The sequence below is a fragment of the Aeromonas diversa CDC 2478-85 genome (genome assembly GCF_000819805.1).
Lineage (GTDB): Bacteria > Pseudomonadota > Gammaproteobacteria > Enterobacterales > Aeromonadaceae > Aeromonas > Aeromonas diversa.
In genome coordinates, this window is sequence record NZ_CDCE01000037.1 from 190,300 (window position 1) to 204,917 (window position 14,618).

Sequence of the window (14,618 nt, forward strand, 5' to 3'; positions counted from 1 at the left end):
CATTTATTGGTATTGTCATCGCGGCCCCTCTCTGGGCCGCACAGGTAACTTTTTGATCTAACGCAATAACCACCCGGATTTATCCCCCTGGTGGTATATGTGCTCTTTTCTCGCGCCTGCACTATAGCCACAACAACAAAATGTGCATCTTAAAGCACATTTAGCCATCCTTAGAATGGCGTTCTGGAGCGAGAGAGGAACACGCATGTCACAGGGAGTCGATCCGGCTCGCCGCGCACTGCTGCGCGGTCGATTACGCAAACCGGCGAAGGCGCTACCCCTGCCATGGTCAAGACCATGGAGCGATTTCGTGGCCGGCTGCAGTCGCTGTGGTGACTGCCTCTCTGCCTGTCCCGAGGGGATCATAGTGCAGGGGGACGGCGGCTTTCCCACACTCAACTTCTCCCATGGCGAGTGCACCTTTTGCGGCGCTTGTGCCGATGCCTGCTCTGAGCCCCTGTTTCTTCCCCGTGAGCAAACGCCCTGGCAGCTGGTGGCCCGGATCGGTGAGGGGTGTCTGGCCTTCGGCCAGGTCTTCTGCCAAGCCTGCCAGGACTCTTGCGAACCACGCGCCATCCGTTTCAGCCCCGCCCCGCGAGGCATACCCGTTCCCATCCTGACAACGGCCGACTGCACCGGTTGTGGCGCCTGTGTGAGCGCCTGCCCGGTACAGGCCATCAGGGTGACTGACAGTGAGGACGCATCCCATGAAGCATGAAGAGAGTGGGGAGTACCACGTCTCCAGTCTGCTGGTGTTGACCCAGCCCGCCAAACGCCACGAGGTGGCAGCGGCGGTGGCCTTGATCGAGGGGGCCGAGGTACACGCCGTGAGCGACGAAGGCAAGCTGGTGGTGACCCTGGAGGGGGGCCGGCAGCGCCAGATCATCGAAGCCATTGACCGGATCAATGCCGTACCGTCCGTCATCTCGGCGGCGCTGATCTACCATCAATTCGACGAACAAAAACAATGTGAGGACCTGTCATGAAGCTGAGCCGACGTGACTTTATGAAGGCTAATGCGGTGGCAGCTGCCGCCGCTGCGGCCGGGATCAGTGCCCCCTCTCTGGCGGCCAACCTGATCACCAGTACGCAGAAGACTGCCATTCACTGGGACAAGGCCCCCTGCCGCTTCTGCGGTACCGGCTGCTCTGTACTGGTGGGTACCCAGGAGGGACGCGTGGTGGCGACCCAGGGCGATCCGGATGCCCCGGTTAACCGCGGTCTCAACTGCATCAAGGGTTACTTCCTCTCCAAGATCATGTACGGGGAAGATCGCCTCACTCAACCGCTGCTGCGGATGAAGAACGGCCAGTTCGACAAAGAGGGTGAGTTTGCCCCCATCAGCTGGGATCAGGCCTTCGATATCATGGCCGAGAAGTTCAAGGCGACCCTGAAAGAGAAGGGGCCCACCGCCGTCGGCATGTTTGGCTCCGGCCAGTGGACCGTGTGGGAAGGGTACGCGGCGGCCAAGCTGTTCAAGGCCGGTTTTCGCTCCAACAACATCGATCCGAACGCCCGTCACTGCATGGCCTCGGCCGTGGTCGGCTTCATGCGTACCTTCGGCATGGACGAGCCCATGGGCTGCTACGACGACATCGAGCAGGCCGACGCCTTCGTGCTGTGGGGCTCCAACATGGCCGAGATGCACCCCATCCTCTGGTCGCGTATCTCGGATCGCCGTCTCTCCAAGCCCGATGTTCAGGTCCACGTGCTCTCGACCTTCGAGCACCGCAGCTTCGAGCTGGCCGACAACCCGATGATCTTCACCCCGCAGGCCGATCTGGCGATCCTCAACTACATCGCCAACTACATCATCCAGAACGACAAGGTGAACAAGGCGTTCGTCAGTCAGCACGCCGTATTCAAGAAGGGGGTCACCGACATCGGCTATGGCCTGCGCCCGACCCACCCCTTACAGCAGAAGGCCAAGAACCCCGACAGCGGCGACGCGACCCCCATGACGTTCGAGGAGTTCGCCAAGTTTGTGGCCGACTACGACGCCGAGAAGGTCTCCAAGATCTCCGGCGTGCCGGTGGACAAGCTCGAGAAGCTGGCCCAAGTCTATGCCGATCCTACCAAGAAGGTGGTCTCCTACTGGACCATGGGTTTTAACCAGCACACCCGCGGTGTCTGGGCCAACAACCTCTGCTACAACATCCACCTGCTCACCGGCAAGATCTCCGAGCCGGGCAACGGTCCCTTCTCCCTGACCGGCCAGCCCTCCGCGTGCGGCACCGCCCGTGAAGTCGGTACCTTTGCCCACCGCCTGCCGGCGGACATGGTGGTGACCGATCCCAAGCACCGTGCCGTGACCGAGAAGATCTGGCAGATCCCCGATGGCACCATCCCCGACAAGCCCGGTTTCCATGCCGTGCTGCAAGATCGCATGCTCAAAGACGGCAAGCTCAACGCCTACTGGGTGATGTGCAACAACAACATGCAGGCCGGCCCCAACATCAACGAGGAGCGTCTGCCTGGCTACCGGGATCCGCGCAACTTCGTGGTGGTCTCCGACCCCTATCCGACCGTGACGGCCCAGGCGGCCGACCTCATCCTGCCCACCGCCATGTGGGTCGAGAAAGAGGGGGCCTATGGTAACGCCGAGCGCCGCACCCAGTTCTGGTACCAGCAGGTGAAATCTCCGGAAGGAGCCAAGTCTGACCTGTGGCAGTTGATGGAGTTTTCCAAGCGTTTCACCGTGGAAGAGGTGTGGCCCGCCGATCTCATCGCCAAGATGCCCGAGCTCAAGGGCAAGACCCTGTTCGATGTGCTCTATGCCAACGGTGCCATCAACAAGTTCAAGAAAGAGGAGTGCAAGGGCCCCCTCAACGATGAAGCCGAGCACTTCGGTTTCTACGTCCAGAAGGGGCTGTTTGAAGAGTATGCCAGCTTCGGTCGCGGCCATGGTCACGATCTGGCCCCCTTCGACACCTATCATGAAGCCCGCGGTCTGCGCTGGCCCGTGGTGGATGGCAAAGAGACCCTGTGGCGCTATCGCGAAGGGTTCGACCCCTACGTCAAGGCCGGGGAGGGGGTGCGTTTCTACGGTAAGCCCGACGGCAAGGCGGTGATCTTCGCGCTCCCCTTCGAGCCGGCCGCCGAGGAGCCGGATGCCGAGTTTGATCTGTGGCTCTCCACCGGTCGCGTGCTCGAGCACTGGCACACCGGCACCATGACCCGTCGCGTGCCCGAGCTCTATCGCGCCTTCCCCGATGCGGTGCTCTTCATGCACCCGGACGACGCCAAGGCGCGTAATCTGCGCCGGGGTGACGAGGTGAAGGTAGTCTCTCGTCGCGGTGAGGTGAAGACCCGCGTCGAGACTCGGGGGCGCAACAAGCCGCCCAAGGGACTGGTCTTCATGCCCTTCTTCGATGCCAGCCAACTGGTCAACAAGCTGACCCTGGATGCCACCGATCCCCTCTCGAAAGAGACGGATTTCAAGAAGTGCGCCGTCAAGGTGATGAAGGCCTAAGCCATGAGCAGAGCGGTAACCCGGCGACAGTTTATCGGTGAGATGGCCAAAGGGGCCTGCGGGGTGGGGCTGCTTGGCCTTGGCCTCGGGGCCCTGGCACGCCAGCAGGCCGATGGGTTGCCGGCCCAGGCCCTGCGTCCCCCCGGTGCCCTGGTGGAGGGGGAGTTCCTCGGTGCCTGCGTGCGCTGCGGTCTCTGTGTCGAGGCTTGTCCGTACGACACCCTGAAGCTGGCCCGTTGGTTCGAGCCGGTGACCACGGGCACCCCCTGGTTCTCGGCGCGCCAGGTGCCGTGCGAGATGTGTGACGACATCCCCTGCGTGGTCGCCTGTCCGACCGGGGCGCTCGATCCTGCCCTGACGGAGATTGACGACGCTCGCATGGGGGTGGCCGTGCTCATCGATCACGAGACCTGCCTCAATGCCCTCGGGCTGCGCTGCGACGTCTGTTACCGGGTCTGCCCGCTGATCGACAAGGCGATCACCCTGGATCTGCAGCACAACGCGCGCACTGGCAAGCACGCCATCTTCCTGCCCACTGTGCACAGCAACGCCTGTACCGGCTGCGGCAAGTGTGAACACGCCTGCGTGCTGGAAGAGGCGGCCATCAAGGTGCTGCCGCGCCAGCTTGCCAAGGGAGAGCTGGGGCATCACTACCGGCTCGGCTGGGAAGAGAAGGAGAAGGCCGGCAAGTCCCTCATCGGGGACAAGTTGACCCTTCCCGTGCGCAAACCGGAGGGGCTATGAGCAAGGTGCGTATCCCCGGGCACGAGGCGCGCGAGAAGCTGGGGTGGTGGCATGCCCACCGCTTCCTGCTGCTGCGCCGCCTGACCCAGCTGGGGGTGATCGCCCTGTTTCTGCTGGGGCCACTCGTTGGGCTCTGGGTGCTTAAGGGGAACCTTTCGAGCTCCTTGCTGCTGGATCGGGTGCCGCTCGCCGATCCCCTGGTGTTGCTGCAAAGCCTGACTGCCGGCCACTGGCCGCTGACGGCCTTGTGGCTTGGCAGCGCCATCGTGCTGCTGGGCTACTGGCTGGTCGGGGGGCGGGTGTTCTGCTCCTGGGTCTGCCCGGTCAACCTCATCACAGATGCGGCGGCCTGGCTCAGGATGCGCCTCGGGATTCGCGCCGGCGGTACCCTCTTTCGCTCGGCCCGTTACTGGCTGCTCGCCATGGTGTTGCTGTTGCCGTTGGCGACCGGGCTTTTGGTGTGGGAGTGGGTCAATCCGGTGCCGCTGTCCCTGCGCGCCCTGCTGTTTGGCATGGGCGCGGGGTGGAGTCTCTTGCTGGCCCTCTTCCTGTTTGATCTCTTTGTGGTGGAGCGGGGCTGGTGTGGTCATCTTTGCCCGGTCGGGGCCTTCTGGGCGCTGGTGAACCGGGTCGGGTTTATCAAGATCTCTGCCAGTGGTCGTGACCGCTGCAGCAATTGTATGGACTGTTATGCCGTCTGCCCGGAGCGGCCGATCCTCAAGGGACCGGTGCACGGCGCCAGACGCGGGCACGGGCCGCTCATCTCGGCACAAGAGTGCCTCAACTGTGGCCGCTGCATCGATGTGTGCGCGGAGCAGGTGTTTACCATTTCGGTAGGATTTGCCGTGAAGGCAGACAACATGTCGGAGAAACAACAATGAAAAAGCTGATTGGAGCAATGCTGGCCTGCCTGCTGGCGGGGGGCCTGATGGCCGCCGAAACCCCCGAGTTCAACACGGACACCGGCGGTGTTCGTTCCGAGCGCGGGACCACGGATCTGGGGAGCGAGGCGACCCCGGCTCCCTTCAAGAACTATCGCAAGGACGGCGAGCCGTACGATCGTCAGTACATGCATCAGCCGCCGCTGATCCCGCACGATGTCCGCAACTACGAGGTGGATACCAAGGTCAACAAGTGCCTCTCCTGCCACAGCTTCAAGAATGCGAGCAAGATGAAGGCGCCCAAGATAAGCCCGACCCACTTCGAGACCCGTGACGGCATGACGCTCGGCGAAGTCTCCCCGCGTCGTTACTTCTGTCAGCAGTGCCACGTGCCCCAGGCCGATGCCAAGCCGCTGGTGGAGAACACCTTCAAGCCGGTCGAATCCCTGGAGTAAGGAGCGAGAGATGAAATTACCCGGTTTTATCCAGCGACTCTGGGTCACCTTCAAGTCCCCCTCCAAGGCGGCGCTCTGGGTGATCCTGATGCTCGGCTTCTTCGGTGGCGTCATCTTCTGGGGTGGCTTCAACACCGCCATGGAGGCCTCCAACACCGAAGCCTTCTGTACCGGCTGCCACGAGATGCGTGACAACGTGTTCCAGGAGTACCGCGACACCATCCACTATGCCAACCGCTCCGGTGTGCGTGCCAGCTGCCCTGATTGCCACGTGCCCCACGAGTGGACCTACAAGATCATCCGTAAGGTGCAGGCTTCCAAGGAGCTGTGGGGCAAGATGACGGGCAAGGTGGATACCCGTGAGAAGTTCGAGTCGCACCGGCGTGAGATGGCCGAGCGGGAGTGGAAGCGGATGAAAGACACCGACTCGCGCGAGTGCCGCAACTGCCACAACTTCGAGTACATGGACTTCTCCTTGCAAGGTCAGCGGGCGGCCAAGATGCACTCCACCAACCTGGCGAGCGGCGAGAGCACCTGTATCGATTGTCACAAGGGGATCGCTCACCAGCTCCCCGAGATGTCCGGCGTACCGGGCTTCTGATTACCCAGGCCGGCGCAAGCCGGCCTTCTTCTGTGCGTTGGCCCGTGCCATCGCCTTGTCTCATTAGACCCAGTCAGAACAAGCAGTTGTGTTCCCTATCTGATAGAATACCCCTTTGCTTTGGCCGACCCCTTCCTCGTCAGAAGCGGTGGCCGGTTCTGCCTGATGTCGCCTGCTGTGAGGAACTTCCATGGCCAAGTGTGTCACCCCCTTTCGCCCCCTCGCCATCGCCGTGTTGACGGTGACCGACTCGCGCACCCCCGACGAGGACAGCTCGGGGAGCTATCTGGTGGAGGCCCTGATCCGAGCGGGCCATCGTCTCGCCGCGCGGGCCCTGCTGCCCAATGATCGCTACCGGCTGCGCGCCCAGGTCTCTGCCTGGATCGCCGATCCCGCCATCGAGGTGGTGCTGGTCAACGGGGGCACCGGTTTTTATGGTCACAACTGCACCCCGGAGGCGCTGGCGGTGCTGTTCGATCGTCCCGTCGAGGGGTTTGGCGAGCTGTTTCGCCAGCTCTCCCATGCCGAGCTCGGCTCGGCCAGCCTGCAGAGCCGCGCCCTGGCCGGCCTTGCCAATCGCACCGCCATCTTCTGCCTGCCCGGCTCGACGGGTGCCTGCCGTCTCGGCTGGGAGCAGCTGATCGCCCCCCAGCTCGATGCGACCACCCGACCCTGTAACTTTGTCAGCCATCTTGGCGAGGAGTCCCGATGAGCACCGAACTGACCCACCTCAACGCCCGGGGCGAGGCCCACATGGTGGATGTGACCACCAAGGCCGTCACCGAGCGCGAGGCGCGTGCCGAGGCGTTCATCGCCATGGCCCCCGAGACCCTGGGCTTAATCCTCTCCGGCGCTCACCACAAGGGCGACGTGTTTGCCACCGCCCGCATCGCCGGCATCATGGCGGCCAAGAAGACCGCCGATCTCATCCCCCTGTGTCATCCGCTGGCCCTGACCCGGGTCGAGGTGGAGATCACTCCCGAGACGGCCCTGAGCCGGGTGCGCATCGAGACGGTGTGCAAGCTGTCGGGCAAGACAGGGGTGGAGATGGAAGCCCTGACCGCCGCCTCGGTGGCGGCGCTCACCATCTATGACATGTGCAAGGCGGTGCAAAAGGACATGGTCATCGGTCCGGTGCGCCTCCTTGAGAAGCGTGGTGGCAAGTCGGGCCATTTCCAGGTCGATATGAAGAACGATCAACCCATTGAAGGAGAGCAGCCATGATCCAGGTGCTGTTTTTTGCCCAGGTGCGCGAGCTGGTCGGCTGCGATGCCCTGGCCATGAACGACGAGTTCGCCACCGCCGAGGCGCTGCGTGCGGCGCTCGCCCAGCGCGGCGACAAGTGGGCCCTGGCGCTCGAGCCCGGCAAGCTGCTGGTGGCGGTCAATCAGACCCTGGTGTCCCTCGATACCCCCATCAAGGGCGGCGACGAGGTGGCCTTCTTCCCTCCGGTCACCGGGGGCTGAGATGGAGCCGATGATTCGGGTGCAGCGGGAGGATTTCAGCCTCGCCGCCGAGTATGAACGGCTCTCTGGGGATCCCGCCTGCGGGGCCATCGTGACCTTCGTTGGCAAGGTGCGCGACATGAACCAGGGGGAGCAGGTGGCCGGTCTGTCGCTGGAGCACTATCCGGGCATGACCGAGAAGGCGCTCGCCGCCATCGTGGACGAGGCCAAGACTCGCTGGGCGTTGCAAGGGTGCACCCTGATCCACCGGGTAGGCGATCTGCTGCTCGGGGATCAGATCGTGCTGGTGGCGGTGAGCTCGGCTCATCGGGAGGCGGCCTTCGCCGCCTGCCACTTCATCATGGATTACTTAAAGACCCGGGCCCCCTTTTGGAAGCGCGAGCTCAGCACAGACGGGCGCCGCTACTGGGTCGAGGCCAAAGAGAGTGATAACGAGGCGGCCGCTCGCTGGCACGAGTAGACCGCGTCCCTGGACCCTAGGGTCTGTTTTCAGGCAAGGAGTGTATGGATGAATCGTCAATGGGGATGGGCGTTTGCCCTGATGCTGACCGTGCCGGCCGCGCAGGCCGACGAGGTGCGTGTGGCGGTGGCGGCCAACTTCAAGGGGACCCTCGGCAAGATTGCCGAGGCGTTCAAGGCACAGACGGGGCACTCGGTCACCATCAGCGCGGCGGCGACCGGGGTGCTCTACACCCAGATAAGTCACGGTGCCCCCTTCGATCTCTTCCTGTCAGCCGATGCGGCCACCCCCGAGAAGCTCGAGCGCGAGGGCAAGGGGGAGGGGCGCTTTACCTATGCCATCGGCAAGCTGGGGCTGTGGCATCGGGGTGGTCCTGCCCCCGATGAGGCGTTTTTGCGCAGCTGGCGTGGGCATCTGGCCATCGCCAACCCCCGCACCGCCCCCTATGGTGCCGCCGCCATGGCGACCCTGACCCACCTCAAGCTCGATCCTGCCCAGTATCGCCTCCTGACTGGCACCAACATAGGCCAGACTTGGCAGTTTGTGCACAGCGGCAACGCCGAGCTCGGCTTCGTCGCCTGGGCCAACCTGGTGGAGGCGGGCAAGACGGCCGAGGCCTGGGCCGTGCCGGCCGAGCTCTATCCGCCCATCGAGCAGCAGGGAATCGTGCTCAAATCCGGGGTGGCCACCGAGGCACTGGTCAGTTGGCTGGGCAGTGAGAAGGGGCACGCCATGATTGCCGCCGCCGGTTACGGCCTGCCCAGCGCCGGTTAAACCATGCCGAGCCCTGCCGATCTGTTGGCCATTGGCCTGACCCTCAAGCTCGCCGCCTGCACCACTGGGATCCTGCTGCTGCTCTCGCCGCCGCTTGCCTGGTGGTTGGCCCGCAGCCGTCACTGGCTGCGCCCCGTGGTGGAGGCGCTGGTGGCCTTGCCCCTGGTGCTGCCGCCGACCGTGCTGGGTTTCTACCTGCTCATCGCCTTCTCCCCCGAGACGGCCCTGGGGCAGGGGTGGCGGGCCCTGTTCGATCGCCAGTTGGCGTTCAGCTTCAGCGGCCTGCTGCTTGCCTCGCTCATCTACTCGCTCCCCTTCGTGGTGCAGCCGCTCACCTCGGCCTTCGTCAATCTGGGTAACCGGGAGCTGGAGGCGGCGGCCACCCTGGGGCTGGGGCCGGTCGAGCGCTTCTTTCGCATCGTGCTGCCCATGACGCTGCCAAGCTTCGTGATGGCGGCGGCCCTGGGCTTTGCCCACACTCTGGGCGAGTTCGGTGTGGTGCTGATGATAGGGGGCAACATACCCGGTGAGACCCAGGTGCTCTCGATTGCCCTGTTTGATCACGTGGAGGCCCAGGATTATGCCAACGCCCACCTGCTCGCCGGCGGCCTGCTCGCCTTCGCCATGGTGGTGCTGGTGCTGGTCTACGGGGTGTTGCAGCGCCGTCAGCGGAGGATGTTCGCATGATGACGCTGTCGCTGCGGCGCCTCTATGGCGCCTGGGACCTCGACTGTGATCTGAGCTGGCGGGGGGAGGGGATCTGTGGCCTGTTCGGCCCCTCGGGCAGTGGCAAGAGCACCTTGCTGCGGGCCATCGCCGGGCTCGATCGGGCGCCCGGCGATCGCCTCTGCTGGCAGGGGCGCGAGCTCGCCGCGCTGCCGCCCGAGGGGCGGCGCATCGGCCTGGTGTTTCAGGATGCGCGCCTCTTTGGCCACCTGAGCGTGCAGGGCAACCTGGCGCTTGCGGCCGGCAAGGGGCGGGGGCGCTGGCACCCTCGGGAGCTCGCCGAGCGGCTTGGTTTTGTGGAGCTGCTCGGCCAGCGCGCCTCGGCTCTCTCGGGCGGCCAGCGCCAGCGGGTCGCCCTGGCCCGAGCCCTGCTCGCCGAGCCGAGCCTGCTCCTGCTCGATGAGCCCTTCTCGGCCCTGGATCGGCGCAGCCGCCTGCACCTCATCCACGAGCTGCAAGCCCTGCAGCGGGAGAGCGGCCTGCCCATGCTCTACGTGACCCACGCCATGGAGGAGGTGGGGATGCTCTGTGACGAGTTGATCCTGCTCGAGGGGGGACGGGCCCTGGCCCAGGGGCAACCGGATGCCCTGTTCGCCCGCCTCGATCTGCCGCTCGCCAGCCGGGACGACGCCGGGGTGATCCTCTGCGCCGAGCTGGTGCGTTGGCATGAGGAGGAGCAGATGGCCGAGCTGTATCTGGCCGGCCAGCCCCTGTTTGTCACTATGCCGCTTCCCCCCGACATGCCGGGGCCGGTACGGATCAAGGTGGCGGCCAGGGATGTGGTGGTGGCGACGCGCCCCATCGAGGGCTCCAGCCTCTCCAACTGTCTGGTGACGCGGCTTGAGCAGCAGCAGTCGCCGATGCCGGGCCAGAGTCTGTTGCAGCTGGCGCTCGGTGAGCAGCGCCTGCTCGCCCGCATTACCCGTCGCTCCAGCGCACGGTTGGGATTGACGCAGGGACAGGAACTATTTGCTTATATCAAGGCAGTCAGTCTGCTGGGGGAGGCGTGATGCGCCGAAAACGCAAAGAGAGTCGAGTCAAGGGACTCTATCAACGCAGTGCGGGTGAGGGGCCCTTGCTGCTGTTTCTGCACGGGCTGGGTTCATCGGGTCTCGATTGGCAGTCCCAGCTCGAGTACTTCTCGCCCCACTACCGCTGTGTGGCGCTGGATCTGCGTGGCCACGGGCTGAGCACCCTGGAGGGGCCGCTCAACCTGGGGCAACTGTGCGCCGACGTGGTGGGCTGGCTCGACGAGCAGCCCGGACAGGTCGTGCTGGTGGGCTGGTCGCTCGGGGCCATGGTGGCCCTCGAGGTGGCGCTGGCGCGGCCCGGACGAGTGGAAGGCATGATGCTGATCAACGGCTTTGCCGAGTTTTCTCTCGATAATGAGGCCGATCGCGCCCGCTTCGAGCAGCGGCTCAAGTGGTTGCGCTGGATTGGGATGTGGCCGCTCGCCTGGTGGCTGGGTCGCAGCCTGTTTCCCACACCCGATCAGGGGGCGCTGCGCCACACCTTTCGCCAGCGCTTCGTGCGCAACAGCAAGCGGGCCTACCGCGCCCTGCTCGAGGCCTTGCCCGGCTGGAGTGTGCGCTCTCGCCTGAGCGTCTTGCATCAGCCGGTGGCGCTGGTCTCGAGCGATCAGGATTACCTGCCGCTGGCGCAGCGGGTGGCTCAGTTTGCCTCGTTGCCCGATGGGCGTATCTTCACCCCGAGCGGCCACCATGCCTGGCCGGCCGAGGATCCGGCGGCCTGTAACCGGCTGCTGGAGCTGTTTTTGACCGACATACATTTCTATTAAATTGCGATGGGAGTCGATGATGAACGAACGTCTGCTGCTCGGCGCTCTGGTGCTGACCCTGGGCGCCTGTGCCCAGCAGAGCATTGCCCTGCACCAGCAGGGAGGCTCGAGCCAACTGACCATGAATACGCAGGCGCCGCTGGATCTGAGCGGTCGTTGCGGTGAGGGAGAGACGCTGCATATAGCGAGCCACCAGGGGCCGGTGGAAGGCTTGCTGACCCTGGCCAGCCTGGGCAGCTATCGGCCCGACGCCAGGGTCGACTGCAAACCCTGAGATCCTGCTTGTAACGATGAGCCCGGCAGTGCCGGGCTCATCGTTTCTAGTCTTTGGCGCAGCCGGGGCAGTCGGGGCGCCTCGGCAGGCGCAGGGGCCTAAACTGGCCGGTCAGGCCATCGATAAGCAGCATGCGATGGGTGAGGGGCTCGCCACAGCCGCTCAAGATCTTGATCGCCTCGAGCGCCTGCAGGCTGCCGACGATCCCGACCACGGGCGCCATGATGCCGGCCTCAACACAGGTGAGGGCCTGCTCGCCGAACAGCTGGCTCAGGCACTCGTAGCAGGGCTCCTCCGGATGCCACTGGAAGCTGCACACCTGTCCCTCGAAGCGGATGGCGGCGCCGCTCACCAGCGGCACCCGGTGGGCGCGGGCGCGGCGGTTGAGCAGGTTACGGGTCGGCAGGTTGTCGCTGCAATCGAGCACCAGATCGTGCCGGGGCAGCTCGGCGTCGAGCAGGGCCTCATCCGCCTGGGCCTGGAGGGGGCGTACCTTGAGGTAGGGGTTGAGCTGGCACAGGGCCGTGGCTGCCGAGGCCACCTTGCTCTGGCCGAGGCGGGCATCGCAGTGGAGCACCTGACGCTGCAGGTTGGAGCGCTCGACGCTGTCGAAGTCGACCAGGGTGAGCTGGCCCACCCCGGCCACTGCCAGGTACTGGGCGGCGGCGCAGCCGAGGCCACCGGCCCCGATGATCAGCACCCTGGCCTGCTTGAGCGCCTCCTGCCCCTCGAAGTCGAAGGACTTGAGGATGATCTGGCGGTTATAGCGCAGCAGCTCCTCGTCGCTCAGGATGTCGCTCATTGCAACAGGCTCCCGAAGGGCTCGACGGTGACCGACTCCCCGGCGGCCACCCGGCCCCGCTCGCACTCGAGCACTATGTAGCAGTTGGCCCGGGAGAGGGAGCTAAAGACGCCCGAATCCTGAGAGCCGGTGCTGCGCACCACCAGCCCATCCGGGGTGCTCTCCAGAATGCCGCGCTGAAAGTCGAGACGACCGGGTGCCTTCTTGAGCGCATCTGCGGTGATGGCAGTCAGGCGCAGGGGCGCGCGGTAACGCTCGCCAGCGAGCCTGGCCAGGGCCGGACGCACCAGCTGATCGAAGGTGACCATGGCCGAGACCGGATTGCCGGGCAGGCCGAAGAACCAGGTGTGCGCCAGGCGACCGAAGGCGAAGGGCTTGCCGGGCTTGATGGCCAGCTTCCAGAAGCCGATCTCGCCGAGCTCTTCGAGCAGCTGCTTGGTGTAGTCGGCTTCGCCCACCGAGACGCCGCCCGAGGTGATGAGGGCATCGGCCTCCCGTTGGGCGTGCTCGAAGGCGGCGCGAAGCTGCTCGGGGTCGTCGGGTATGATGCCGAGATCCAGGATCTCCACGTTCAATCGCTCGAGCATGGCGCGCACGCCATAACGGTTGGAGTCGTAGATCTCCCCGTGGGCGAGCGGCGTGCCGACCGCCTTGAGCTCATCACCTGTGCTCAGCAGGGCCACCTTGGGGCGGCGCAGCACCCTGACGCTGGCGATGCCGAGGGAGGCGAGCAGCGGCAGCTCGCGCGCGGTTAGTCGGGTGCCAGCGGCCAGCACCTCGGATCCCCGGGGGATGTCTTCCCCGCGGCGGCGCACGTGCTGACCCGGTTGCGGCGTGGTGGTGAAGGTCACCCGGTTGCCGTCGGCCTGCGCCTCCTCCTGCATGATGACGCAGTCGGCGCCCTCGGGCAGGGCTGCCCCCGTCATGATGCGCACGCAGTGGCCCGCCTCGCAGGTCGAGCCGTAGGCCCCTTCGCACCCCAGGGGATGACCCGCCAGGGCGCGCCCCTGTAACAGCAGGGTCGTACCGGCGGCGAGGTCGGCGCTGCGCAGGGCATAGCCATCCATCGCCGAGTTATCGAAGGGTGGGACATCCATCGGAGAGATGACCGGCTCGGCCAGCACCCGGCCCAGGGCCTGCTCGATGGGCAGGGCGAGGCTCTCGGTCAGCGGGGAAAGGGTGGTGAGCATCTCGTGCAGGGCGTCGTCCAGAGGACGCAGTGCGGGTTGACCCATGGGGCCTCCTTTACATGGCAGGCTGGCAAAATAAGGCACATTATTTCAAAAAAGCGGTCGTATGGGCAGTTTCCCCATATGGGGTAGCGAGGTTTGACTTGCAATGAACTGTACTTACGCATCTACTAGTCAGCTGCGCCTGACCCCGATTGAAGAGAGTGAAGCATGAGTGAGCTGAGCACACACGCCAAACTGGTCCGCGATGCCCTGGTAGCCCAGGGGTTGGAGACCCCCATGGTGCCGAGCACCCTGGACCGCGCCGAGAAGCAGGCCCGCATCGAAGAGCACATGCGTGCCATCATGGGACTGCTCTCCCTGGATCTTGAAGACGACAGCCTGGCCGAGACCCCCCACCGCATCGCCAAGATGTACGTCAATGAGATCTTCGCCGGACTCGACTACAGCACCTTCCCCAAGGTGACGGTGATCGAGAACAAGATGCAGGTCGACGAGATGATAGTGGTGAGGGATATCTCCCTGACCAGCACCTGCGAGCACCACTTCGTCACCATCGATGGCCTGGCCCACGTGGCCTATATCCCTCGTGGCAAGGTGATTGGACTGTCCAAGATCAACCGCATCGTGCAGTTTTTCGCCCGCCGTCCCCAGGTGCAGGAGCGACTCACCCAGCAGGTGCTGCTGGCGCTGCAGACCCTGCTCGGTACCCGGGATGTGGCCATCAGCATCACGGCGACCCACTACTGCGTCAAGGCGCGCGGGGTGATGGATGCCACCTCTGCCACCACCACCACCTCCCTCGGTGGTGTCTTCAAGACCCAGCCCGATACCCGTGCCGAGTTCCTCGGCATGCTGCGAGCCACCCGCTGATGGTTTGCCTCGCCCCGAACCCGCAGCTGGGTTCGGGGCGGCGAAACGATCCTTATCGACCATTACTGTTGTTTTCGTTAACAAACATTTTATTTTCGTGAT

19 protein-coding genes are annotated in these 14,618 nt (G+C 64.7%); 17 read left to right on the plus strand and 2 right to left on the minus strand.

The annotated features are described in order from the left end of the window. Window positions 1–205: 205 nt before the first annotated feature. The 16 genes from napF to BN1121_RS18105 all read left to right on the plus strand — a co-directional run bounded on the left by napF (window position 206) and on the right by BN1121_RS18105 (window position 11,651). Window positions 206–718, plus strand: a complete 513-nt coding sequence (napF, locus tag BN1121_RS18030) for a ferredoxin-type protein NapF (protein WP_043158295.1) — start codon at window positions 206–208, stop codon at window positions 716–718. After that, window positions 708–986 (plus strand): chaperone NapD, encoded by a 279-nt coding sequence (locus BN1121_RS18035; RefSeq protein WP_005362801.1) that lies wholly within the window; start codon window positions 708–710, stop codon window positions 984–986. The genes napF and BN1121_RS18035 overlap by 11 nt, the downstream gene beginning before the upstream one ends. After that, on the plus strand, window positions 983–3,472 hold the full coding sequence (gene napA / locus BN1121_RS18040) for a nitrate reductase catalytic subunit NapA (RefSeq protein ID WP_005362799.1): 2,490 nt from the start codon (window positions 983–985) through the stop codon (window positions 3,470–3,472). The genes BN1121_RS18035 and napA overlap by 4 nt, the downstream gene beginning before the upstream one ends. Before the next feature lie 3 nt (window positions 3,473–3,475). Continuing rightward, complete coding sequence (napG, locus tag BN1121_RS18045) at window positions 3,476–4,216, plus strand: ferredoxin-type protein NapG (RefSeq protein ID WP_005359395.1); 741 nt, start codon at window positions 3,476–3,478, stop codon at window positions 4,214–4,216. Continuing rightward, window positions 4,213–5,097, plus strand: coding sequence for a quinol dehydrogenase ferredoxin subunit NapH (gene napH / locus BN1121_RS18050; RefSeq protein WP_043598173.1), 885 nt, complete (start codon window positions 4,213–4,215; stop codon window positions 5,095–5,097). The genes napG and napH overlap by 4 nt, the downstream gene beginning before the upstream one ends. After that, complete coding sequence (locus BN1121_RS18055; RefSeq protein ID WP_005359397.1) at window positions 5,094–5,552, plus strand: nitrate reductase cytochrome c-type subunit; 459 nt, start codon at window positions 5,094–5,096, stop codon at window positions 5,550–5,552. The genes napH and BN1121_RS18055 overlap by 4 nt, the downstream gene beginning before the upstream one ends. 10 nt (window positions 5,553–5,562) lie before the next feature. Further along, window positions 5,563–6,153 (plus strand): cytochrome c3 family protein, encoded by a 591-nt coding sequence (locus tag BN1121_RS18060; protein ID WP_005359398.1) that lies wholly within the window; start codon window positions 5,563–5,565, stop codon window positions 6,151–6,153. A gap of 190 nt (window positions 6,154–6,343) precedes the next feature. Further along, complete coding sequence (moaB, locus tag BN1121_RS18065; protein ID WP_005359400.1) at window positions 6,344–6,865, plus strand: molybdenum cofactor biosynthesis protein B; 522 nt, start codon at window positions 6,344–6,346, stop codon at window positions 6,863–6,865. Further along, window positions 6,862–7,377, plus strand: coding sequence for a cyclic pyranopterin monophosphate synthase MoaC (gene moaC / locus BN1121_RS18070; RefSeq protein ID WP_005359401.1), 516 nt, complete (start codon window positions 6,862–6,864; stop codon window positions 7,375–7,377). The genes moaB and moaC overlap by 4 nt, the downstream gene beginning before the upstream one ends. Then, window positions 7,374–7,619, plus strand: a complete 246-nt coding sequence (gene moaD / locus BN1121_RS18075) for a molybdopterin synthase sulfur carrier subunit (protein WP_005359403.1) — start codon at window positions 7,374–7,376, stop codon at window positions 7,617–7,619. The genes moaC and moaD overlap by 4 nt, the downstream gene beginning before the upstream one ends. A 1-nt stretch (window position 7,620) precedes the next feature. Then, complete coding sequence (gene moaE / locus BN1121_RS18080; RefSeq protein ID WP_043158084.1) at window positions 7,621–8,079, plus strand: molybdopterin synthase catalytic subunit MoaE; 459 nt, start codon at window positions 7,621–7,623, stop codon at window positions 8,077–8,079. Window positions 8,080–8,127: 48 nt separating this feature from the next. Further along, entirely contained in the window at window positions 8,128–8,853 is a 726-nt protein-coding gene (modA, locus tag BN1121_RS18085; protein WP_005359419.1) for a molybdate ABC transporter substrate-binding protein, read from the plus strand. A gap of 3 nt (window positions 8,854–8,856) precedes the next feature. Beyond that, window positions 8,857–9,540: a molybdate ABC transporter permease subunit gene (gene modB, locus BN1121_RS18090; protein ID WP_005359422.1), complete on the plus strand. Its 684-nt coding sequence runs from the start codon at window positions 8,857–8,859 to the stop codon at window positions 9,538–9,540. Beyond that, entirely contained in the window at window positions 9,537–10,589 is a 1,053-nt protein-coding gene (modC, locus tag BN1121_RS18095; RefSeq protein ID WP_005359425.1) for a molybdenum ABC transporter ATP-binding protein, read from the plus strand. The genes modB and modC overlap by 4 nt, the downstream gene beginning before the upstream one ends. Further along, window positions 10,589–11,377: an alpha/beta fold hydrolase gene (locus tag BN1121_RS18100; protein WP_005359428.1), complete on the plus strand. Its 789-nt coding sequence runs from the start codon at window positions 10,589–10,591 to the stop codon at window positions 11,375–11,377. Before modC ends, BN1121_RS18100 begins: the two co-directional genes overlap by 1 nt. 19 nt (window positions 11,378–11,396) lie before the next feature. Beyond that, window positions 11,397–11,651: a hypothetical protein gene (locus tag BN1121_RS18105; RefSeq protein ID WP_005359431.1), complete on the plus strand. Its 255-nt coding sequence runs from the start codon at window positions 11,397–11,399 to the stop codon at window positions 11,649–11,651. A gap of 46 nt (window positions 11,652–11,697) precedes the next feature. On the opposite strand, the gene BN1121_RS18110 is transcribed toward BN1121_RS18105, so the two are convergent. Together BN1121_RS18110 and moeA are read right to left on the minus strand one after the other, a co-directional pair. Then, a complete protein-coding gene (locus tag BN1121_RS18110) occupies window positions 11,698–12,453 on the minus strand; it encodes a molybdopterin-synthase adenylyltransferase MoeB (protein WP_005359434.1) in 756 nt (251 codons plus the stop codon). After that, window positions 12,450–13,688, minus strand: coding sequence for a molybdopterin molybdotransferase MoeA (moeA, locus tag BN1121_RS18115; protein ID WP_005359436.1), 1,239 nt, complete (start codon window positions 13,686–13,688; stop codon window positions 12,450–12,452). Before moeA ends, BN1121_RS18110 begins: the two co-directional genes overlap by 4 nt. A 165-nt stretch (window positions 13,689–13,853) precedes the next feature. Here moeA and folE point away from each other — a divergent pair, with 165 nt between their 5' ends. Then, window positions 13,854–14,516 carry a GTP cyclohydrolase I FolE gene (gene folE / locus BN1121_RS18120; RefSeq protein WP_005359439.1) on the plus strand — a complete coding sequence of 221 codons (663 nt, stop codon included), beginning with the start codon at window positions 13,854–13,856 and terminating at the stop codon, window positions 14,514–14,516. The last annotated feature ends 102 nt before the right edge of the window (window positions 14,517–14,618 follow it).